Origin of the sequence: Isoptericola maris (genome assembly GCF_048065335.1) — a bacterium.
Lineage (GTDB): Bacteria > Actinomycetota > Actinomycetes > Actinomycetales > Cellulomonadaceae > Isoptericola > Isoptericola rhizosphaerae.
This window is the reverse complement of the sequence record NZ_JBLUNY010000001.1, coordinates 248,212-268,381: the sequence shown is the minus strand read 5'-3', so window position 1 is coordinate 268,381 and position 20,170 is coordinate 248,212. Positions and strand designations below refer to the sequence as shown.

At 74.5% G+C, this 20,170-nt stretch carries 19 protein-coding genes; 6 read left to right on the top strand and 13 right to left on the bottom strand.

The annotated features are described in order from the left end of the window. Positions 1–39 precede the first annotated feature (39 nt). From ACH5HR_RS01275 to ACH5HR_RS01265, 3 genes are all read right to left on the bottom strand, one after another. The gene (locus tag ACH5HR_RS01275) at positions 40–885 is read right to left on the bottom strand and encodes an RCC1 domain-containing protein (protein ID WP_416475827.1); all 846 of its coding nucleotides are present in this window, start codon (positions 883–885) and stop codon (positions 40–42) included. Positions 886–1,042: 157 nt separating this feature from the next. Beyond that, positions 1,043–1,675, bottom strand: a complete 633-nt coding sequence (locus tag ACH5HR_RS01270; RefSeq protein WP_416475825.1) for an FMN reductase — start codon at positions 1,673–1,675, stop codon at positions 1,043–1,045. Beyond that, positions 1,672–2,868: an LLM class flavin-dependent oxidoreductase gene (locus ACH5HR_RS01265; protein ID WP_416475823.1), complete on the bottom strand. Its 1,197-nt coding sequence runs from the start codon at positions 2,866–2,868 to the stop codon at positions 1,672–1,674. Before ACH5HR_RS01265 ends, ACH5HR_RS01270 begins: the two co-directional genes overlap by 4 nt. Before the next feature lie 314 nt (positions 2,869–3,182). Here ACH5HR_RS01265 and ACH5HR_RS01260 point away from each other — a divergent pair, with 314 nt between their 5' ends. Then, entirely contained in the window at positions 3,183–3,527 is a 345-nt protein-coding gene (locus tag ACH5HR_RS01260; RefSeq protein ID WP_402371854.1) for an RNA polymerase-binding protein RbpA, read from the top strand. 95 nt (positions 3,528–3,622) lie between these two features. Here the strand turns inward: ACH5HR_RS01260 and ACH5HR_RS01255 are convergent, their stop codons facing one another. The 10 genes from ACH5HR_RS01255 to ACH5HR_RS01210 all read right to left on the bottom strand — a co-directional run bounded on the left by ACH5HR_RS01255 (position 3,623) and on the right by ACH5HR_RS01210 (position 15,357). Continuing rightward, on the bottom strand, positions 3,623–4,366 hold the full coding sequence (locus ACH5HR_RS01255) for a polyprenol monophosphomannose synthase (RefSeq protein WP_402371856.1): 744 nt from the start codon (positions 4,364–4,366) through the stop codon (positions 3,623–3,625). Further along, positions 4,366–6,120: an apolipoprotein N-acyltransferase gene (gene lnt, locus ACH5HR_RS01250; protein ID WP_416475821.1), complete on the bottom strand. Its 1,755-nt coding sequence runs from the start codon at positions 6,118–6,120 to the stop codon at positions 4,366–4,368. Before lnt ends, ACH5HR_RS01255 begins: the two co-directional genes overlap by 1 nt. Positions 6,121–6,127: 7 nt before the next feature. Continuing rightward, entirely contained in the window at positions 6,128–7,795 is a 1,668-nt protein-coding gene (locus ACH5HR_RS01245; RefSeq protein ID WP_416475819.1) for an amidohydrolase, read from the bottom strand. A 64-nt stretch (positions 7,796–7,859) separates the two neighbouring features. Then, positions 7,860–10,721: a DEAD/DEAH box helicase gene (locus tag ACH5HR_RS01240; RefSeq protein ID WP_416475818.1), complete on the bottom strand. Its 2,862-nt coding sequence runs from the start codon at positions 10,719–10,721 to the stop codon at positions 7,860–7,862. A 73-nt stretch (positions 10,722–10,794) separates the two neighbouring features. Further along, the gene (locus tag ACH5HR_RS01235) at positions 10,795–11,823 is read right to left on the bottom strand and encodes a diacylglycerol/lipid kinase family protein (protein WP_416475816.1); all 1,029 of its coding nucleotides are present in this window, start codon (positions 11,821–11,823) and stop codon (positions 10,795–10,797) included. After that, entirely contained in the window at positions 11,820–12,593 is a 774-nt protein-coding gene (gene tatC / locus ACH5HR_RS01230; RefSeq protein WP_416475814.1) for a twin-arginine translocase subunit TatC, read from the bottom strand. The genes ACH5HR_RS01235 and tatC overlap by 4 nt, the downstream gene beginning before the upstream one ends. Before the next feature lie 10 nt (positions 12,594–12,603). After that, positions 12,604–12,897 (bottom strand): twin-arginine translocase TatA/TatE family subunit, encoded by a 294-nt coding sequence (locus ACH5HR_RS01225; RefSeq protein ID WP_416475812.1) that lies wholly within the window; start codon positions 12,895–12,897, stop codon positions 12,604–12,606. Positions 12,898–12,943: 46 nt separating this feature from the next. Beyond that, positions 12,944–13,318 carry a hypothetical protein gene (locus ACH5HR_RS01220; protein WP_402371867.1) on the bottom strand — a complete coding sequence of 125 codons (375 nt, stop codon included), beginning with the start codon at positions 13,316–13,318 and terminating at the stop codon, positions 12,944–12,946. A gap of 4 nt (positions 13,319–13,322) precedes the next feature. Continuing rightward, positions 13,323–14,309 carry a helix-turn-helix transcriptional regulator gene (locus tag ACH5HR_RS01215; protein WP_416475810.1) on the bottom strand — a complete coding sequence of 329 codons (987 nt, stop codon included), beginning with the start codon at positions 14,307–14,309 and terminating at the stop codon, positions 13,323–13,325. Then, positions 14,302–15,357 carry a helix-turn-helix transcriptional regulator gene (locus ACH5HR_RS01210; protein WP_416475808.1) on the bottom strand — a complete coding sequence of 352 codons (1,056 nt, stop codon included), beginning with the start codon at positions 15,355–15,357 and terminating at the stop codon, positions 14,302–14,304. The genes ACH5HR_RS01215 and ACH5HR_RS01210 overlap by 8 nt, the downstream gene beginning before the upstream one ends. Before the next feature lie 35 nt (positions 15,358–15,392). On the opposite strand from ACH5HR_RS01210, the gene ACH5HR_RS01205 reads away from it, so the two are divergent. The 5 genes from ACH5HR_RS01205 to ACH5HR_RS01185 are packed head-to-tail and all read left to right on the top strand — an operon-like array spanning position 15,393 to position 20,131. Continuing rightward, positions 15,393–16,589 carry a DUF3866 family protein gene (locus ACH5HR_RS01205; RefSeq protein ID WP_416475806.1) on the top strand — a complete coding sequence of 399 codons (1,197 nt, stop codon included), beginning with the start codon at positions 15,393–15,395 and terminating at the stop codon, positions 16,587–16,589. Then, complete coding sequence (locus tag ACH5HR_RS01200; RefSeq protein WP_416475804.1) at positions 16,586–17,299, top strand: DUF4129 domain-containing protein; 714 nt, start codon at positions 16,586–16,588, stop codon at positions 17,297–17,299. Before ACH5HR_RS01205 ends, ACH5HR_RS01200 begins: the two co-directional genes overlap by 4 nt. Continuing rightward, positions 17,296–17,775, top strand: coding sequence for a hypothetical protein (locus tag ACH5HR_RS01195; RefSeq protein WP_402371874.1), 480 nt, complete (start codon positions 17,296–17,298; stop codon positions 17,773–17,775). Before ACH5HR_RS01200 ends, ACH5HR_RS01195 begins: the two co-directional genes overlap by 4 nt. Continuing rightward, positions 17,772–18,755, top strand: coding sequence for an AAA family ATPase (locus ACH5HR_RS01190; protein WP_402371876.1), 984 nt, complete (start codon positions 17,772–17,774; stop codon positions 18,753–18,755). Before ACH5HR_RS01195 ends, ACH5HR_RS01190 begins: the two co-directional genes overlap by 4 nt. Then, positions 18,752–20,131 carry a DUF58 domain-containing protein gene (locus tag ACH5HR_RS01185; RefSeq protein WP_416475802.1) on the top strand — a complete coding sequence of 460 codons (1,380 nt, stop codon included), beginning with the start codon at positions 18,752–18,754 and terminating at the stop codon, positions 20,129–20,131. The genes ACH5HR_RS01190 and ACH5HR_RS01185 overlap by 4 nt, the downstream gene beginning before the upstream one ends. Positions 20,132–20,170 lie beyond the last annotated feature (39 nt).

Here is a 20,170-nt window from a genome sequence, read left to right as displayed (position 1 = left end):
ACACACGTGCAGCCTAGATTCGCTGGTTCTCGTGTTGTGTCAGCTGAGGCGCCAGGCTGCGGTCTGCAGTTGACCGTGGCTGTCGTCACCGGTGGCGACGACGGATCCGTCCGCGCGCAGGCCCACGGTGTGCGCGCCACCGGCTGCTACGGCCACGATGTCCTGCCATTTGGAAACGGCGCACTGCCCTAGCTCGGAACTTCCCGCCGTGACGACGGTGCCCGCGGCGGTCAGGCCGACGCTGTGGTAGCTTCCTGCGGCCACGGCCACGATGTCCGTCCACAGCTCGCAGCCCGTCCAGAACGCCGGGTGGCCGGTGGCGTGGACGCGGCCGTTCCGCGTGAGGCCGAGGGTGTGCAGGTATCCGGCGGCGAGCCCGGTGAGCCCGGTCCAGTCACGGACATCGCACTGGCCCCACGTGTCGCTCCCCGCGGCGCAGGCGGTCCCGTCGGACCGACGTGCCACGACGTGCCAGTCCCCGCACGTGATCTCACGCACTTCGCGCCAGTTGTGGAGTCCCGCATGCGCCATGCGTTCGGTGGCGATGGCGGTCCCGTCGCTGCGTAGCCCCACACTGAAGCGCCACCCCGCGGCGACCGCCACGACGTCCTGCCAGCTCTGCACCTCGCATTGGCCGTGGTTGTTCCAGCCGCAGGCCCGAACGGTTCCGTCGGCTCCGAGGCCCAGCGTGTGGGACTTGCCGGTGTTGCGGACCACGTGCACGCTGCCGGCGTCCACGGCGACGACATCGCGCCACGTCGACGTCCTGCACTCCCCGGCGGTGTCCGCACCGACGGCGACCACGGTGCCGTCAGCCCGAAGTCCGACGGTGTGCCGTCGACCGGCGGCAATCGGATGACGAACAACCTCGGGGACCGGAATCACACGCACCATCCCAGCAGCCCCGACAGACGCCTTCAACTCGGGGCCTCCAGCGAGCGTGCAACCTACTCTGCGCGACCAGCTCGATACGCCCGAGATCGCGCAATGTAGGCAGGCGTGTCCACGCAATCTGCGCTGCACGTCGATGGTCGCTCGGTCGTCAGCTGCCGCCGAGCAGCTCGGTGAAGCTCGGCGTCGACGCGAACGGGTCCGCGGGGCCGTCGTCCTGGCGCTGTGCCGCGCGGCGGGCGAGCTCGCGTCCCGCCCGCTCGATCCGGCGCGGCAGCCCGGCGCCCGTGTCCGCGGCGCTCGCGGCCCAGTCGTCGGTGGCCGCGAACACGCTGGTGGGCACGGTGTCGGCGTGCAGGTAGGTGAACAGGGGCCGCACCGCGTACTCCAGCGCCAGGGAGTGCCGCGCCGTGCCACCGGTCGCACCGAGGAGCACGGGCATGCCGCTCAGCGCGTCGGGGTCGAGGATGTCCCAGAACGACTTGAACAGCCCCGAGAAGCTCGAGGTGAACACCGGGGTGACGGCGATGACGCCGTCAGCGCCGGTCACCGCCTCCTGGGCACGGGCCAGGTCGCCGGTGGCGAAGCCGGTGAGCATCGCGTCGACCACGGGGTGCGCGAGGTCGCGCAGCTCGATGTTCTCGACACGGACCGGGTGGCCGAGGTCTTCGAGCTCGCGCACCGCGGCGTCGGCGAGGCGGTCGGCCAGCAGCCGGGTCGACGACGGCTGGGACAGCCCGGCCGAGACGATGGCGATCGTGCGGGACTGCTCGGACGTGGTCATGCGCGGGCCTCCTGCGTGACGTGCGTCGGGTCGTTCGTGCGGCCGCCCTCGGCGACCGTGCCCGTGTAGGGGTCGGTGGCATCGCCCACGTGCGTGGCGCCGGCCTCGCCGGACGCCGCCGCGGCCGCCACGCGCTCGGCGTGCGTGGGCGGGTTCAGCGGCACGTCCTCGGCGGGGCGCTTGGCCTCGACGATCTTGCGCAGCTCGGGCACGACCTCGCCCGCCAGCAGGTCGATCTGTTCGAGCACCGTCTTCAGGGGCAGGCCGGCGTGGTCGACGAGGAACAGCTGGCGCTGGTAGTAGCCGACGTCCTCGACGAAGGACGCGTAGCGGTCGATGACCTGCTGCGGCGAGCCCACGGTCAGCGGGGTCTGCTGCGTGAAGTCCTCCATCGACGGCCCGTGCCCGTAGACGGGGGCGTTGTCGAAGTAGGGCCGGAACTCGTTCCACGCGTCCTGGGAGCGCTTGCGCATGAACGCCTGCCCGCCCAGGCCGACGATCGCCTGGTCGGCACGCCCGTGGCCGTGGTGCTCGTAGCGCTGGCGGTAGAAGCGCACCATCTGGCGCGTGTGGTGCATCGGCCAGAAGATGTTGTTGTGCAGGAACCCGTCGCCGTAGTAGGCGGCCTGCTCGGCGATCTCCGGGGAGCGGATCGAGCCGTGCCACACGAACGGCGCCACGCCGTCCAGCGGACGGGGCGTCGAGGTGAAGCCCTGCAGCGGGGTACGGAACTTGCCCTCCCAGTCCACGACGTCCTCGGTCCACAGCCGGCGCAGCAGCGCATAGTTCTCGACGGCCAGCGGGATCCCGTTGCGGATGTCCTGACCGAACCAGGGGTAGACGGGGCCGGTGTTGCCGCGGCCCATCATCAGGTCCATGCGCCCGTCGGAGATCACCTGGAGCATCGCGTACTCCTCGGCCAGGCGGACCGGGTCGTTGGTGGTGATCAGCGTGGTGGCGGTGGACAGGGTGATGTTCTTCGTCACCCCGGCCAGGTAGCCGAGCATGGTGGTGGGGCTGGAGGCCACGAACGGGGGGTTGTGGTGCTCGCCCGTGGCGAAGACATCGAGCCCCGCCTCGTCGGCGTGCCGCGCGATGGTGAGCATGTTGCGCACGCGCTCCGTGTCGTCCGGTGCCCGCCCGGTGGTCGGGTCGGACGTGACGTCGGAGACGGAGAAGATGCCGAACTGCACGATGACTCCCAGGATCGCTCACGGATTCATGCGTTTGCATGTACCGACGGTCTCAACCCGTCCACCGGCCCCATTGTTCCCGGCCCCCGCCCGCGCCACCGAGGGACGACGGCGTGACGTCACCCACAACGGGCACCCTACGCCCGGTCTCGACTTGCGTGCCGGGCTCGCGCTGGCCAGCCTTGACCTGCACGCTGCCCCGCCGGGGCGAGCCGGTACGCTTCACCGGTTCTTCACGCCGCGACGGAACAACCGCCGTCAGGTGCGCGTTGGACACCTAGGCCCCTTTAACCCCTTGACCTGTGGAGGACGACATGGCTGACCGCTCCCTGCGCGGCATGAGCATCGGCAGCAAGAGCATGGAGTCCGACGAGGGCGTGGACTTCGCCCCGCGGTTCCAGGCGCACTACGACTGCCCCAACGGGCACACCATCATTCTTCCGTTCTCCACCGAGGCCGAGGTTCCCCCGCTGTGGGAGTGCCAGTGCGGCGCCGAGGCGCTGCTGCGCGACGCGGAGCGTCCCGAGGCCAAGCCGACCAAGCCGCAGCGCACCCACTGGGACATGCTGCTCGAGCGCCGCTCGGTGTCCGAGCTCGAAGAGCTGCTCGACGAGCGCCTCGAGCTGCTGCGCACCGGAAAGCTGCGCCGCTCGGCCTGACACGAGCCGGCGGCGGGCAGCCCGCCGCCGAGGTGACGAGTGCGGTCCTCCGTCGAGGGCCGCACTTCGTCGTCCCCGACCGGTGGCGAGCGGCGTCAGCGCGAGGAGAACAGCCCGCGCACCTGGCCCCACCGGTGCCGCAGGCCCCACAGCGTGACCTTGCGCAGCGCCTCGGCCACGATCGAGCGCGACATCTTCGAGACGCCCGCCGCACGCTCCACGAACGTGATGGGCACCTCCGCCACCGCTCCCCCGCCGCGCAGCACCCGCCAGGTCATGTCGACCTGGAAGCAGTAGCCGTGCGACTCCACCTGCGCGAGCTCGAGGCCCCGCAACGTGGCCGCGCGGAACGCGCGGAATCCGCCGGTCGCGTCGCGCACCCCGATACCCAGCGCGAGGCGCACATAGGTGTTGCCCGCCCGCGACAGCAGGAGCCGGTGCCACGGCCAGTCGACCACCCGGCCGCCGGGCACCCACCGCGACCCGATCACCAGGGCGGGGGCGTCGTCCGCCGCGAGCCGGCCCAGCAGACGCGCCAGCTCCTCGGGCCGGTGCGACCCGTCCGCGTCCATCTCGCACAGCACGTCGTAGCCGCGGTCGAGCCCCCAGCCGAACCCCGCCACGTACGCCGCGCCCAGACCGCCCTTGCCCGCGCGGTGCAGCACGTGCACCCGGTCGTCCTCGCTCGCCCGGCGCGCGGCCAGCTCGCCGGTGCCGTCCGGCGACGCGTCGTCGACCACCAGTACGTCGACCTCCGGCGCCGCGGCCCGCAGCCCGTCCAGCAGCACCGGCAACGACTCGCGCTCGTCATAGGTCGGCACGACCACCAGCGTCCGCATCACTGACCCCGGGCGCGGCGCTCGCGGACCGCGGTGACCAGACCTCCGCCGACGAGCAGGACAGCGAGCCCGCCGACCGTCCAGCCCGGCCAGAAGCCGGCCTGCACGGCAGGGGTCAGGGTGGTGCGCAGGGGCAGCGCCGCGACGAGCTGGTCGGCGGTGAACAGACCGGTCCGGGCCATCAGCGTGCCGTCCGGGGCGACGACGCCGGAGACCCCGACGGTGGAGATCTGCACGGCGGCCCGGCCGGTGGTCATCGCCTGCATCCGCGTCATGGCGAGCTGCTGGGTGGACTCGGCCGTGTAGCCGAACGAGGCGTTGTTGGTCGGCACCACGAGCAGTTGGGCGCCGCGGACCACCGCGTCGCGCACGATCTCGTCGTAGGCGACCTCGAAGCAGATGATGGTCGCCATCGGCACGGTGGAGCCGTCGTCGCGCGGCAGGTCGATCACCGCGGGCTCGGTCCCCGCGAGCATGTCGTTGGTGACCCGGTCGACCTGGTCGGAGAAGATCCGCACGAAGCTGCGCAACGGGATGTACTCCCCGAACGGCGCGGGGTGCTGCTTGGCGTACCGGTCGGTGACGCCCTGACCCGCCTGCCACAGCAGCGAGACGTTGTACCGCCCGCCGGTCTCGGGATACTCCTGGGCACCCACCAGGATCGGGGCGTCCACGGCGGTGGCGGCGTCGTCGAGCGCCGCGGCGACCTCGGGCGCCTCCTGCGGATCCAGGTCGGAACCGTTCTCCGGCCACAGCACGACGTCGAGGTCCTCGCCGCGCCCGGCCAGGACGGAGGTCCCCGCGAGGTGGTTGTTCAGGACCTCCGCCCGGTTGGCGAACGAACCCAGGCCGGGCTCGGCCACGTTGCCCTGCACCGCGCCGGCGAGCAGGACGGGACCGTCGGTCTCGTGGGTCGAGGTGCCGGCGTCGACCACCGTGGAGTCCAGGTCCGCGGTGCGTACGGGTGCCGGGCCCGGTCCGGCCGGCAACGGCAGCGCGGCCGGTGCCACCACGCACAGCACACCGACGGCGAGCAGTCCGGCGGCCCCGGCGAGGGCTCGTCGGGACGAGGCCGGGCCGGTCCGGGTGCGCCACGCGGTGACGGCACTCCCCACGGCCAGCGCCCCGAGGACGCCGGCGAGGGCCACGAGCAGGGAGACCAGCGTGGTCCCTCCGAGCCACGCGGCGCGTCCCGTGGGCGCGTCCACCATGGTCCAGGCCAGGCGCCCCCAGGGAAAGCCTCCGAACGGGGCCTCGGACCGCCACTGCTCGACGGCCACGAGGACCACCGCGAACGCGCCCGCGTGCGCGACGGCCCGGCCCCAGGAGCGCACGGTGGTGGCCTCGCCGCGCAGGCGTAGCCCCGGCAGCCGGCGCGCCCACGTCCACAGCGCGCCGAGCAGCGCCCCGAAGCTCGCCTGCAGCATCGACAGGGCAAGCCACGGGACGGTGTCGGTGGCGAAGTTGGCCCACCAGATGTGCGGGAGCCAGAACGTCAGCATCGCGACGAACCCGACCAGGGCGTTCCACCCGGCAGCGCGGCGGCCGTCACGGCGCAGTGCGGCGTACAGCAGGCCGACGCCGACGAACGCCAGCGGCCAGGCGCCGACGTCGGGGAACGCGGCCCACCAGGCGCACCCGGCCGCCACCGCGAGGAGCAGGGTGGCCGGTCGGGAGGTCCACAGGCCGCTTCGAGCCGCGGTCGACGGCGGTGCGGTGGCCGCGCGGTCGCTGTCGGGGGTCAGGATGGTCACCACGGGCTCAGGCGTCGATCGCGTCGAACAGGACGACGCCGTCGCGCACGGTACGCAGGCACTGCGGCGTCGGCATGCCTGGTGACAGGTCGGGCAGCAGCGGCTGACCCGAACGCGCCTCGGGGTTCCACTGGGACAGCCGGCCGGGCGCGGACTGCACGGCCAGGGAGTCGGCACGCCAGACCGCGAGGTGGGCGGGCGCGCCCACCCGCAGCTCTCCGGCGCCGGTGTGGTCGAGGCCCGCGAGCCGCCACCCGCCGCGCGAGTGGGCGCGGAACGCAGCGCGTGCGCTGATCCGCTGCGCGGGGTCGGCATGGCTGATGGCGCCGCGCACCGCGGCCCAGGGGTCCACCCGCGTCACCGGCGAGTCGGAGCCGAACGCCAGGGGCACCCCCGCACCGGCCAGGTCGGCGAACGGCGACAGGCTCGACGCGCGCGGCCCGCCCAGCCGGCTGGCGTACATCCCGCGCGGTCCGCCCCACGTGGCGTCGAACGCGGGCTGGATCGACAGCGCCACCCCGTACAGGAGCAGCGCGGCCAGGGCACCGGCGTCGACCAGCATGGCGTGCTCCACGCGGTGGTGGCCGCTGCGCACCGGCCCGGCGCCGGCGCGGTCGGCGGCGAGCTCCAGGCCGCGCACGACCTCGTCCATCGCGCGGTCGCCGATGACGTGGAACCCGCCCTGCAGCCCGGCCTCGGAGCAGGCGACCAGGTGGGTGGCGACCTGCTCCGCCGAGAGGAAGAGCCGACCGTTCGTCGAGGTGCCGGACGCCGTGGGGTACGGCAGGTCTGCGTACGCCGAACGCATGGCGGCGGTGCGCGAGCCGATCGAGCCGTCGACCGCCAGGTCCCCACCGACGCCGGTCAGGAACGGCAGCTGCGCCCGCAGGCTGCGGGCGTCGTCGGCCGACTCGCACAGCTCGCCGCGGTAGGCGACGACGTGCGGCAGCGGCTCGGCGGGGTCGGCCGCGAGGGCCATCAGCTCGGTCAGCCCGGCACGGGTGTCCACGTGCGGCGCGCTCATCTCGTGCAGGGACACGATGCCGTGCGAGGCCGCCTGGCGCAGGGCCTGCCGGTAGGCACGGGTGCGGCGTGCCGGGTCGACGTCGTGGGCGGCGGCGCGGGCACGGACGTAGCTCTCGCCCGTGACGACGCCGGAACCGTCCCACGACAGGTCGTGGTCGAGGCCGGTGGCGGCCGCGAACGTGGTGGACACGAGCGCCGTGTGGCCGTCCACGCGGACTGCCAGCGTCGGGCGCCCGCCGGTGGCGGCGTCGAGCTCGCTCAGGTGGGGGGCGCGACCGGCGGGCCAGGCGTGCTCGTCCCAGCCGAAGGCGAGCAGGACCTGGGTGCCGCCCGGGTCGCGGGCCTCCAGGCGGCGGGCCCCGGCCGCCAGGGCGTCGAGGGCGTCGGGCAGGTCTCCGACCGCGCCGGGTGTCAGGTCCACCGACTCCAGCGCGAGCCCCGTCTCCAGGGTGTGCAGGTGGGAGTCGACGAACCCGGGTGTCACCAGCGCCCCGTCGAGGTCGACCACGTGGTCGGCGCGGGCGGCCAGGCCCGCCGCGGTGTCCTCGGCGCCGAGCCAGGCCACGACCCCGTCGTCGACGAGGATCGCCTCGGCGAACGGGTCCGCGGCCGAGTGGACGACACCGTTGCGGTACAGGGTGGAGGTCACGGCCGAAAGCCTAGAGCACCCGGTCGGCCCGACCGTCATGCGCCGGTTCACGATGCCGTCACGATCACAGGCTCGAGTAGGCCACCACCCCGCGCAGGACGGCGTCCTGCGCCTTGCGGGCAGACGCCCGCACCGCGGGCCGCGGCGCGGCGACGGCGAGCTGGTCGAGGACGTCGACGACCTGCTTGCACCACCGCACGAAGTCCCCGGCGGCGACGTCGGTGCCGCGCAGCACCGCGTCCAGGCTCTTGCCCGAGGCCCACCGGTGCACGGCCCCGGCCAGGCCGGGGTCCAGCGGCCCGGTGGCCTCCAGGTGGTGGGTGGCCTCCAGCGCGGTGATCTGCGCCCAGACGTGCGCCGTGGCGTCCAGCGCCGTGGCGAGCCGGCCCTGAGGGCCGCCCGGCAGGTACGGCTCGCCCACCTCGTCGCGGCGGCCCGAGTAGACCACCGCGGAGACCGCCGCGGCGAGCTCGGCGGGATGCAGCCCGTCCCACGTGCCCTGGCGCAGGCACTCGGCCAGCAGCAGGTCGTCCTCCGCGTACAGCCGGCGCAGCCAGCGTCCCTCGTCGGTCACCGTCAGGGCGCCGGACTCGTCGCGGCCCAGGTAGCCGAGCTCGCTGAGCAGGGCGCAGGTGCGGTCGAACGTGCGCGCGATGGAACCCGTCCGGCCCTCGATGCGTCGCACGAGGGTGGCGTGCTCGCGGCGCAGCTTCTCGGCCCGCTGCGCCCACCGGGCGTGGTCGTCGCGCTCGGGGCAGCCGTGGCAGGGATGCTCGCGCAGCTCGGTGCGCAGCCGCTGCACGCGCGCGTCCGAGGCGGCGTCGCCCCGCCGTCCGGGGCGCCCGGGTGCCCGCCCGCTGCCGCCGTCGTCGGAGAACGCGCCCAGGGCGTTGCGCATCGAGGAGGCCAGGTCGCGCCGCGAGTCCGGCTTGCGCGGGTTGAACCCCGACGGGATCTTGACCCTCGTCACGGTACGCACCCCGTCGGGCACGTCGGCCAGCGTGAGCTTCTTGACCTGCTTCTCCTGGGTGAGCACCGTGGGGCGCGGTCCGTCGAACCCGCCCTCGCCGCGGCCGGGGTCCAGCACCACCACGTACCCGCGACGGCGCCCCGTGGGCACCTCGACGACGTCGCCACGGCGCAGCTTCTCCAGCGAGGCGACCGCGTCGGCACGCCGGGCACCCTGCTCGGCGCGCGAGAGCTCCTTCTCACGGTCGCTCAGGGCTCGGCGGATCGCCATGTACTGCGCGAAGTCGCCGCGCTCGCACGTCATGGCCTCGGAGTACCCCTCCAACGCCTCGGCGTGCGCCTGGGCCTGCTTGGCCAGCCCCACCACGCCACGGTCGGCCTGGAACTGCGCGAAGCTCGTCTCGAGGACCTCGCGCGCCCGCTCGGCGCCGACCTGGCTGACCAGGTTGACCGCCATGTTGTAGGTGGGGCGAAAGCTCGAGCGCAGCGGGTACAGACGCCGGGACGCCAGCCCGGCCAGCGCCACCGGGTCCAGGCCCAGGTGGTCCACCACCACGGCGTGTCCCTCGACGTCGATGCCGCGACGCCCGGCACGCCCGGTCAGCTGGGTGTACTCCCCCGGAGTGACCGGCTGGTGGGCGGTGCCGTCCCACTTGACGAGCTTCTCGAGCACGACCGAGCGGGCGGGCATGTTGATGCCCAGCGCCAGCGTCTCGGTGGCGAAGACCACCTTGACCAGCCCGCGGGCGAACAGCTCCTCGACCGTCTCCTTGAACACCGGCAGCAGGCCCGCGTGGTGCGCGGCGATCCCCCGGCACAGCGCGTGCTGCCAGGACCAGAACCCGAGCACCTCCAGGTCCTCCGGCGGGATCGTCACCGTGCGCTCGTCGATCACGCGCCGGATCTCCGCCTCCTCCTCCGCGTCCGTCAGGCGCAGGCCCGCGCCGAGGCACTGCTCGACCGCCCCCTCGCACCCCGCCCGGGAGAAGATGAAGTAGATCGCCGGCAGCAGCGCGTCGGAGTCGAGCGCCTCGACCACGCCGAAGCGCCGCGGCGTGCGACGCTGCGGCGCCGCACCCCCGGCCGGACGCGCCCCGCCGCGACCCCGGTAGCCCCGGTCGCCGCGACCCCGACGCCCGCGCGGGGAGCCGCCGTCGGACCGTCCGTGGGTGCGGAACAGCCGCGCCAGGTCAGGGTCGATCGGCGGGTTCGTGCCCGGGGCGGTCGGGTCGACGTGCCCGGCGTACAGGTCGAACAGGCGCGGCACACCACGCGGCTCCGTGGGTGCGGTGATGACGTGCTGCCACAGGGGCACCGGACGGCGCTCGCTGACCACGACGGCGGTGTCGCCGCGCACGGTGGCCAGCCAGTCGCCGAACTCCTCGGCGTTGGACACGGTCGCGGACAGCGAGACCAGCTGGACGTGGTCGGGAAGGTGGATGATCACCTCTTCCCACACCGGGCCGCGGAACCGGTCGGCAAGGTAGTGCACCTCGTCCATGACGACGTAGGACAGCCCTTCGAGCGCCGTCGAGCCTGCGTACAGCATGTTGCGCAGCACCTCGGTGGTCATCACGACCACCGGGGCGTCGGCGTTGATGGAGGTGTCACCGGTGAGCAGGCCGACGTTCTGGGCGCCGTGGCGCCGCGCCAGGTCGTTGAACTTCTGGTTGCTCAGCGCCTTGATGGGCGTGGTGTAGAAGGCCTTGGTGCCGGACGCCAGCGCCAGGTGCACGGCGAACTCGCCCACGACGGTCTTGCCGGCGCCGGTCGGTGCCGCGACCAGCACGCCACGGCCGGCCTCCAGGGCGGCGCACGCGTCGGCCTGGAACGGGTCGAGCTCGAAGTCGAGCGCCGTGCGGAACCGGCCGAGCTCGCCGACGGCGTCGGCCTTGTCGCGGGCGGAGCGGGCTCGAGCGGCGGCATACCGCTCGGCGGGGCTGAGGTCGGCCGTCATGCTCGCCACCCTACGGCGCATCCGCCGTCCTCCCGCTGCTCGGCGCTCTGCGCGGAGCGCCGCGAGCGACGTTTCAGGAGCGGCCGTCGGTCAGCACCCGCAGTGCTCCGCGCACGGCCCGGGCGGTCACGGGCAAGGGTCCGAGCCGTTCACCGTCGCCGTGGGCCTCGGGCAGCGCGCCGGTCCCGGCCGGCAGGTCTCGTGCGGGCGGCGGCGCGGGGGCGATCGTGACGGCGCGGGCCCGCAGCAGGTGCACGTCACGGCGGCGCACGTGGCGTCCGGAGAACATCAGCGCAAAGGCGATCGCGGCGCCGGCGCGGGTGAGCACGGGCGCCACGAGCACGTCGAGGAGGCCGTCGTCGGTGCTGGCGTGGGGCGCGACACGGATGCCACCGCCGATCCGGTCGGTGTTCGCGGCGGTCACCATCGCCGCACGGCCGGTCCAGGTGGCTCCGGGCCCGCCGTCGCCCGACCCGCTCAGGGGCAGACCGTCGTCGTCGGTCACGCCCTCCAGGTGCAGGGTGTAGGCCCAGGCGCGGAAGGCGGCGAGCTCGGCCAGCGCGGCCAGGGTGTAGCGCGAGGGTCCGCGGGGACGGCGCATGGCGTTGGCGCGAGCGTTCACGGCGGCGTCCAGGCCCGCGGACACGGCGCCCGCGACCCAACGGTCGGCTCGTCCCGGCACCGTGACGTGGATCGCGTCGACGGCGCGCTCGGTCCCGGCGGCCAGCGCGGACAGCAGTCCGGCGCCGGCGGTGGCGTGGTCGCGCACGGGCAGACCGAGGCAGGTCGCGAAGTCGTTGCCGGTGCCGACCGCCACGATCCCGAGCGGGGTGCCCGTGCCGGCGACGGCCTGCGCGCCCAGGTGGACCATGCCGTCGCCGCCGACGACGACCAGCGCGTCCACGTCCCCGGCGGCGACCGCACGGCGGGCGTGCGCCGCGGCCTGGACGACGTCCCTGCCGGACAGGTCGGTCACCGTGTGCCCGCCGGCTCGCAGGAGGCCGAGGATCTCCCGGCCGGCGCGGTCGCCGCGTCCGCCGCCGGCGACCGGGTTGACCACGACGCCCAGCCGTCGTCCGCGGTCGCTGCCGGCCGGTGTCACCCGGTCGGTGCGACGCGGCGCCGGTCGACGCGCCGGTCGTGCAGGAAGCAGATGCCGGTCGCGATGAAGTACAGGGCGCAGATGGGGCCGGCGATCGCGAACATGCTCAGCACGTCCATGGTGGGGGTGACGATCGCCGAGAAGATGAACGACACGAGGATCGCCCACCGCCAGCCGGCGAGCCAGGTGCGGGCGCGCACGGTGCCCATGAGGTTCAGCACCACCATGAACACCGGCACGAGGAACGCGATGCCGCAGGCCAGGATGAGGCGCATGACGAAGCTCAGGTACAGCTGCGCGCCGACGAGGTTGGAGCTGCCCTCCGGCACGAAGTCGTTGAGCACCGTCACGACCATGGGCAGGACGTACCAGGCCAGGGCTGCCCCGGCGAGGAACATCGGCACGGCGGCGAACAGGAAGCCGTACACGTACCGCCGCTCGGTACGGGTCAGACCGGGGTTGATGAAGGCGAAGACCTGGTAGAGCCACCAAGGGCTGGAGACCAGGACACCGAGGAACAGTGAGACCTTGACCTGCATGTCGATCGCGGTCGCCACGCCGTCGAAGTTGAGCCCGATGAGGGCGCCGCGGCGCTCGGCGGCCTCGTGCAGCGGCTGGACGAGCGCCGCCAGGAGCGGGTCGTAGACGATCCAGCCGAGGACGGCGCCGGCGAGCAGGCCCAGCGCGATGCGCACGACGCGCTTGCGGACCTCGACCAGGTGCTCGCGCAGCGGCATGCGCCCCTCGGGGTCCCGGGGGGTGCGGGGCACGGTGGACCCCTCAGGCGTTCCGGTGCTCGCCCGGGCCGGGACCCGGGTCGCTCGCGCTGGTGGTGGAGGCCCGCGAGGCCGCCGTGGTGGTGCTGTCCGTGCCGGTGCCCGTCCCGCCCTGCTCGGGGGTGCTGCGCGGCGGCTCGTCCTCGTCGTCGTCCCGCAGCTCACGCACCTCCTTCTTGAAGATCTTCAGGGAGGAACCGACGCTCCTGGCGACGTCCGGCAGACGTCGCGCACCGAAGAGCACCACGACGAGCAGGATGAGCGTGATGATGACGGCGGGGTTTCGGAAGATACCCACGGACTTCAACTCCCAAGCGTTCGGTGCGGGCCATGCAGGCGCCCGATCAGTCTATGCCCACCTCGCGCGGCGGTGGAACCGCACGGCGACGTTCCAGCCAGGTGCCGGAACGCCAGACCTGCCAGGTGGCGCTCTGGCGGGCGCGGCGCTCGCCGCGGCGTCGGGCCCGGGCACGACGGCGTCCCTCGACGCGTGCGTGCAGGCTCGCGGGCGGGTCGAACATCGTCGCGGAGGTGTCGGCCCGCTGCGCCTCGGCCCGCGCGACGGCGTCGGAGACCCGCTCGGAGGCGTCGCCGAACGTCCGGCCCGCGGCGGCCGCCTCGCGCAGCAGCGCCAGCCCTGATCGCACCACGCCCCAGGCGATCCAGCCCAGGAACGCCAGTGCGCACACCACGAGCAGAACCCATCCCCAACCTGGCATGCGCTCAGCCTAGCTCCGGCAGGTCGTCGGAGGCGGCGAGGGCCTCACGGGCCGCGCCGGCCACGTCCGCGGCGACGTCGCGCGGCTCCACGGCCAGGACGTCCGGCGCGTTCGTCAGCAGCAGCCGGCGCAGCCACGCCGGGTTCGTCACCCGCAGCCGCACCTCGAACGAGCCGTCGGGCAGATCGGTGACCGACTCGACCGGCACCTCCTCGGCGACCCAGCGGGCAGGCGAGGCCAGCCGCAGCACCGCCACCTGGGCCGACTGCCCCGCCTCAGCCGCCACGTGGGCGAACACGTCCACGTCGCCGTCCACGTCGCGAACCTGCACCGCCTCGCCCGTCGGCACGGCCTCCAGCACCCGATCGACCCGGAACGTGCGCCGACCCACCGCCCGGTAGCACCAGCCCACCAGGTAGGTCGCGTCGTCCTGCGTCACCAGGCGTACCGGGTCGACGTCACGCTCGCTGACGGTGTCCGCCGCGTCGACGTACCGCAGCCGCACCCGCCGGCCCGCCGCGACCGCCTGCGCCAAGACCCCCAGCAGCCGCGCGTCCCCCACGCCGCCCAGGCGCACGTCCACCGCCTGGGCCGCCTCTCCCGTGGCCGCCGTCAGCTTGTCCAGCGCCGAGGCCACCACCGCGGCACGCTCCGTGTCCGCCTGCACCGCCGGGGTGGTGTGCATCGCCCGCAGCGCCGCCACCAGCGCCACCGCCTCGCGCGTGCCCAGCCGCAGCGGCCGCGTCAGACCGCGGCCCTGGGTCAGCGAGACCAGGCCCTCCTCCAGGGAGTAGGCGTCGAAGTCGATCAGGTCGTCCGGCATGTACCCCGGGGTGCCCGAGACCCACAGCGCGTCGATGTCCTGACGGATGCGTTCCGACGTCACGCCGAACTGCCGTGCGAGCTCGTCCACGCCCACCGGACCGGCCCCGTCCAGGTAGGCCACGATGCCCAGCAGCCGTACCAGCCGGTCGTCCGCCCGCTCAGCCATGACGCTCCCCCGCCCGGTCCGTGGAGCCGGTCTCGGCCCCGTCCAGACCCCTACCGTCCAGGCCCGCCGCGGCCGTCAACCGGCGCCGCACCTCCGCGCGCAGCTCGGCCGGCTCCAGGGCCACCACCGCCGCGCCGTAACCGGCGACCTCGTCCGCCAGAGCCGTCATCGACCGGAACCGCACCGCCACGACGTCACGGCCCTGCGGCGCTCGCGGCACCGCTCCGGCCGACTCGCCGGCGCGCGCTCGCAACGCGGGGGCGCGCTCGGGCACGACGGCGAGCAGCGCCGTGCGCTCCGCCCCGACGTGCGCGCCCAGCGCGGCGTCGACGTCGACGCGGTCGGGGATGGTGAACGCACCGGGCGCGGCGCCCACGCGGACCCGGCCGTCGATGCGGGACAGCCGGAACACCCTGGTGGCCTCCCGGTCCCGGTCGTGACCGATGACGTACCAGGCGCCACCGCGGGCGGCGATCCGCCACGGCTCGACCGTGCGCGTGCGCACCTGACCGGTGTTCGCCGCGCGGTAGCGGAACGTGGCCACCCGGCGCTCCGAGACCGCCTCGAGCAGCGGACCGTAGGCGTCGCCCGCGGCCCGCAGCCGTGGCGTCAGCCCGGCGACCGCGTCGCCCGCGGCGTCCGCCGCCCCGGCGGCCGCCAGCTTCGTCATCGCGCGAGACATGTCCGTGCGCAGGGTCTTGTCCGACCACAGCTGTGCCGCCAGGGAGACCACGCCCAGCTCCGCCGGGGTCAGGTCGACCGGGGGCAGCGCGTAGGCCTCGTTGTCGATCCGGTAGCCGACCTCCTCGCTGTGCCCGGAGCCCTCGACCGTGACGATCGGCACACCGAGCGCACGCAACGTGTCCTTGTCACGCTCGAACATCCGCTCGAACGCCTCCGTGGAGGGAGCGCCGTCGTATCCGTGCACGCCCGAGCGCACCTGCTGCTTCGTCATGGCCGCCGAGGTGTTCACCAGGGCGATGACGAGGTTCAGCAGACGCTCGTCCGGTCGGGTCGGCGGGTCGCCCGCCGCGTCATCACCTGCCATCGGCCACCACGGTAGTCCCAGGTACGCTTCCACGGGTGACGACAGGGCCGACCCACCGACGAACTGCCGCCGACCACGTGACCTGGCGCACCGGCACAGTGACCGCCCGCGGCCGTACCTGGCCCGGCGCGCGCGAGCTCACCGTCCGGCTCGGCGAACCGCTGCCCGCCCCCGACGGCCACGCCGGGACCAGCGAGATCCGCGCCCTGGCCTACACCGGCCTCGTCGGAGACCCCGACGTCGGCGACCGGCTCGCGCTGAACGTCTCGGCGCTCGCCCGCGGCCTCGGCACCGGCGGGTACGGCCTCGTCGTGGCTCCCGCGGACCCCCGCGCCGTCCCGGCCGACCCGTCCCCCGGACCCGGCCACCTCGTCAAGGCCCGCTACACGCCGCTGCAGGCGATGGTGCTCGGCGTGGACGAGCAGGAGTCCGAGCATCACGGCGTGCTGCGTGACGCCGACGACCTGGCCGCCACACCCGTCATCGTCGCCGACCTGCACTCCGCCGTCCCCGCGATCATCGCCGGAGCCCGGCACGCCGCGGAGCTCGCCGGCACCCCGGCGCCACGGGTCGCCTACGTCATGACCGACGGCGGTGCGCTGCCCGCCGCGTTCTCGCGCACCGTCGCCGCGCTGCGCGAGCACGGCTGGCTCGAGTCCACCATCACCGTCGGCCAGGCGTTCGGCGGCGACCACGAGGCCGTCACCGTGCACACCGGTCTGCTCGCCGCGCACCACGTCCTCGGTGCCGACCTCGTCGTCGTGGCGCAAGGCCCGGGCAACCTCGGCACCGGGACCCGCTGGGGCTTCTCCGGCGTCACCGCCGGCGAGGCGGTCAACGCCGCCGCCACCCTTGCCGGCCGGCCCGTCGCCTCCCTGCGGGTCTCCGGCGCCGACGCGCGCGACCGGCACCTCGGCATCTCGCACCACTCCCTGACCGCCTACGGGCGGGTGGCGCTCGCCCCCGCCGACGTCGTCGTGCCCCACCCCGAGGCCGCCCTGCAGGACCGCCCGGGCTGGGGAGCAGAACTGACCCGGCGCGTCCACGACCAGGCCGCCACGCTCGGCGCCCGGCACCGCCTCGTCGACGTCCCCGCCACCACCGAGCTTCTCGAGGCGCTCCACCGTGCCCCCGTCCGGCTGTCCACCATGGGCCGCGGCCTGGACACCGACCCCGCCGCGTTCGTCGCCGCCGCCGTCGCCGGGCAGCACGCCCACGACCTGCTCGCATGACGCCGCCCGGGCGACGCACCCACCCGGCGGCCCTGCTCCTCCTCACCGGGCTCGTCGTCCTCGGCGCCGCCACCGCCACCCCCTGGCAGGTCTCCGTGCCCGCCGCCGTCCTCGAGGTGGGCCTCGGCCAGGATCCCCCGCCCGCCGAACCCTCCCCACCCGCCCCGTCGCCCCCCACCGACACCACCACCAACGACCCCGACGACACCCTCCTGACCCTCCTCGTCGTGCTGGGATCCGTCATCATCGTGCTCCTGCTGTGGACCGCCGGCCGCAAGATCCTCGCCGCCCTGCAGGACGTCCCCCGCGACGCACCCGAACCCGACACCCTCGACACCGGCGGCGACCTCGCCACCGCCGACGCCCCCACCGTCCCGCTGCCCGAGCTCGCCGACGCCGTCACCCGAGCCCTGCAGCACCTCGACGACGTCGGTACCCCGGACGACGCCGTCGTCGCCGCCTGGGTCGCCCTCGAGGACGCCGCCGCCGAGCACGGCACCACCCGTGACCCCGCCCAGACCCCCACCGAGTTCACCCAGACCATCCTGGCCACCACCCCCGCCCCACCGGCAGACGTCGCCACCCTGCGCACCCTGTACCAGCGCGCCCGCTTCACCACCCACCCCACCAGCACCGACGACGTCACCAGCGCCCGCACCGCTCTCACCCGCATCGCCCGCAGCCTCGACACCGGCGCCACCGCACCATGACCCGACATCTGCCCTGGGCCGTCGCCCTCCTGACCGCCCTCCTGCTCGCCGTGACCGGGACCCTCGACCCCGTCCACGCCCTCCTCCTGCCCACCGGCGCCCTCGCCGTCTGGCACGCCTGGACCACGCTCGACGACGGCGCCGAGTCCGCCTGGCCCGCACCACCCACCGAACAGCGCCACGGAGCGCGCCACGACGTCACCGACCTCGGCTGGGCCGCCCTGACCCGCGACGGCCACGTCTCCGCCCGCATCACCCGCCGGGTCACCGCACTCGCCCAGCACCGCCTCGCACCCCACGGCATCGACCTGACCGACCCGCGCCACCACGACGACGCCGCCGCGCTCCTCGGCGCCGACGTCCTCGACCAGATCCGCTCCCGCAGACCCCCCACACCCCGCAGCCTGCACCGCTGGCTCGACGCCATCGAACGCATCCCGACCGACGCCCGGCGAACCGGAAGGCCACCCGCATGAACCACCCCGCCACCCCGATGCCCGTCGCCGATGTCGCCGAGCACGGACACGCCGTCCTCGACGAGATCGGCACCGCCGTCGTCGGCATGCGCGACTCGCTCGAGCTGGCGCTCGCGGCCGTGCTCGCCGGGGGGCACGTGCTGTTCGAGGACGTGCCCGGTCTCGGCAAGACGCTGGCCGCCCGGTCGCTGGCCACGGCGCTCGGGCTCGACTTCGCCCGGTTGCAGTGCACGCCCGACCTGCTGCCCAGCGACGTCACCGGGTCCAGCATCTTCGACCCGGCCACCCGTGAGTTCGTGTTCCGGCCCGGGCCCGTCTTCACGGGCCTGTTCCTCGCCGACGAGATCAACCGGACGGCGCCCAAGACGCAGTCCGCGCTCCTGGAGGCCATGGCGGAACGTCAGGTGTCGGCCGAGGGGGTCACCCGACCGCTGCCGCGACCGTTCCACGTCGTGGCGACGTCGAACCCGGTCGAGTACGAGGGCACCTACCCGCTCCCGGAGGCGCAGCTCGACCGGTTCATGGTGCGGCTCGCCGTCGGCTACCCGGACCGCGACCAGGAGCGCGACGTGCTGCTGCGTCGTGTCGCCCGGCGGCAGGAGGCGGCACCGGTGCGACGGGTCGTCGACGCGGAGACGGTGCTGGCCATGCAGGCGGGCGTGGAGGCCGTCGAGGTCGACCCCGACGTCGCGACCTACTGCGTCGACCTCGCCGCCGCCACCCGCGCGCACTCCGCGCTGGAGGTCGGGGCCTCGCCCCGCGGCTCGCAGAACCTGCTGCTGCTGGGACGTGCGGTCGCCGTGCTCGACGGGCGCGACCACCTGCTGCCCGAGGACGTGAAGCGGGTCGCCGTCCCCGTCCTGGCCCACCGGCTGACGCTGAACCCGACCGCGTGGGCCGCCGCGGTGCGCCCTGAGCAGGTGGTCGGCGAGCTCCTCGCGTCGGTGCCCGGGCCTGCGACCGTGGGGCCCGGTCGGTGAGCTTCACGTCGAGCGAGCGGGACGGCGCACGGGAGCGCGGCCTGCGGGGCCCCGACGATCCGGTCTGGCGGCGCACGCCGCACGGGGTCGCGGGAACCGTCGTCGCCGTGGTCCTGCTCGCGGTCGGTCTGGTGACGGGTCGAGCGGACGTCGCGCTGGTGGGTGTTCCTCTGCTGCTCGGGGTGGCATGGAGCGGTGCGCCTGGCGCGCTGACGGGTCGCACGCCCGAGCGACCCACGCGGCACGCCATCTCGACGGCCGACGAGACGGCCGCTCCGGGCGAGCTGACAGCGGTGCTCGCGATCGACCCTCCCGCTGGGGTCGAGGTCGTGCACTCCCGGGTGGCGGCGCCGGGCCACCGCACGCTGGACGTCCTGCTCGCACCGGGTCGCCGCGAGCTCGAGCTCGGCCTCGCGTCGGTGCGCACGGGACCGCAGCCCACGTTCGTCGTCGACGTCCGAGGTCATGGAGCAGGGGGCGCGACGGCGGAGGACGTCGAGCGCTCGACGGCACCGGACCGGCTCGTCCTGCCCGCCGCGATGCCGCTGGGGCGTGTGCCGCTCCCGTCACGTCTGCGTGGGCTGACCGGTCCGCACACCTCCCCGCGGCTCGGGGACGGCAGCGAGCTGCGCGACGTCCACCTGTTCACGCCGGGCGATCGGTTGCGCCGGATCGACTGGCGGACGACGGCACGCCGCTCGCCGGCCCTCGACGAGCTCTACGTCCGGCGCACCTACGCCACGGCGGAGGCCACCACGATCCTCGTGCTCGACTCACGCGACGACGTCGGGCCGGACCTGCGGACGTGGCGCGGCAACGGAGACCTGCGTGTCGACGAGCCGACCTCGCTGGACCTGGCCCGGCACGCCGCCGCCTCGGTGGCGCGGGCCGTCGTCGGGGCCGGCGACCGGGTGGGTCTCGAGGACCTGGGCCGGCGCCGACGCCCCCTGCCGCCCGCCGCGGGCCGGCGGCACCTGCGGCGGGTGCTGCACGGGCTCGCGACGAGCAGCCCCCTGGGCAGCCCGGCGCGGCGGCTGCGACCGCCTCGCCTCCCGGCCGACGCGATCGTCTACCTGTTCACCACGGCCCTGGACGACGAGTCGCTCCACATGGTGCGCACGTGGCGCGACCAGGGACACCAGGTCGTCGTCGTGGACACGCTGCCGGCCGTGCACCCCGTCCACGAGGTTCATCTGCGGCTGGCCTGGCGCGTCACCCGCATGGAGCGCGAGGACCGGCTGCGGCAGCTGACCAGCGAGGGCGTGCCGGTGGTGGCGTGGGCCGGCGACGCCCGGACCGGGGCCCCCGCCCGGTTCGAGGCGCTCGTGCGGGCTGCGGAGCAGCACCGCGCCCCGTCGGTCCGGCACCCGGGCTGACGCGGCCGCCCGGCCGTGGGATCCTCGGGGCGTGCACCC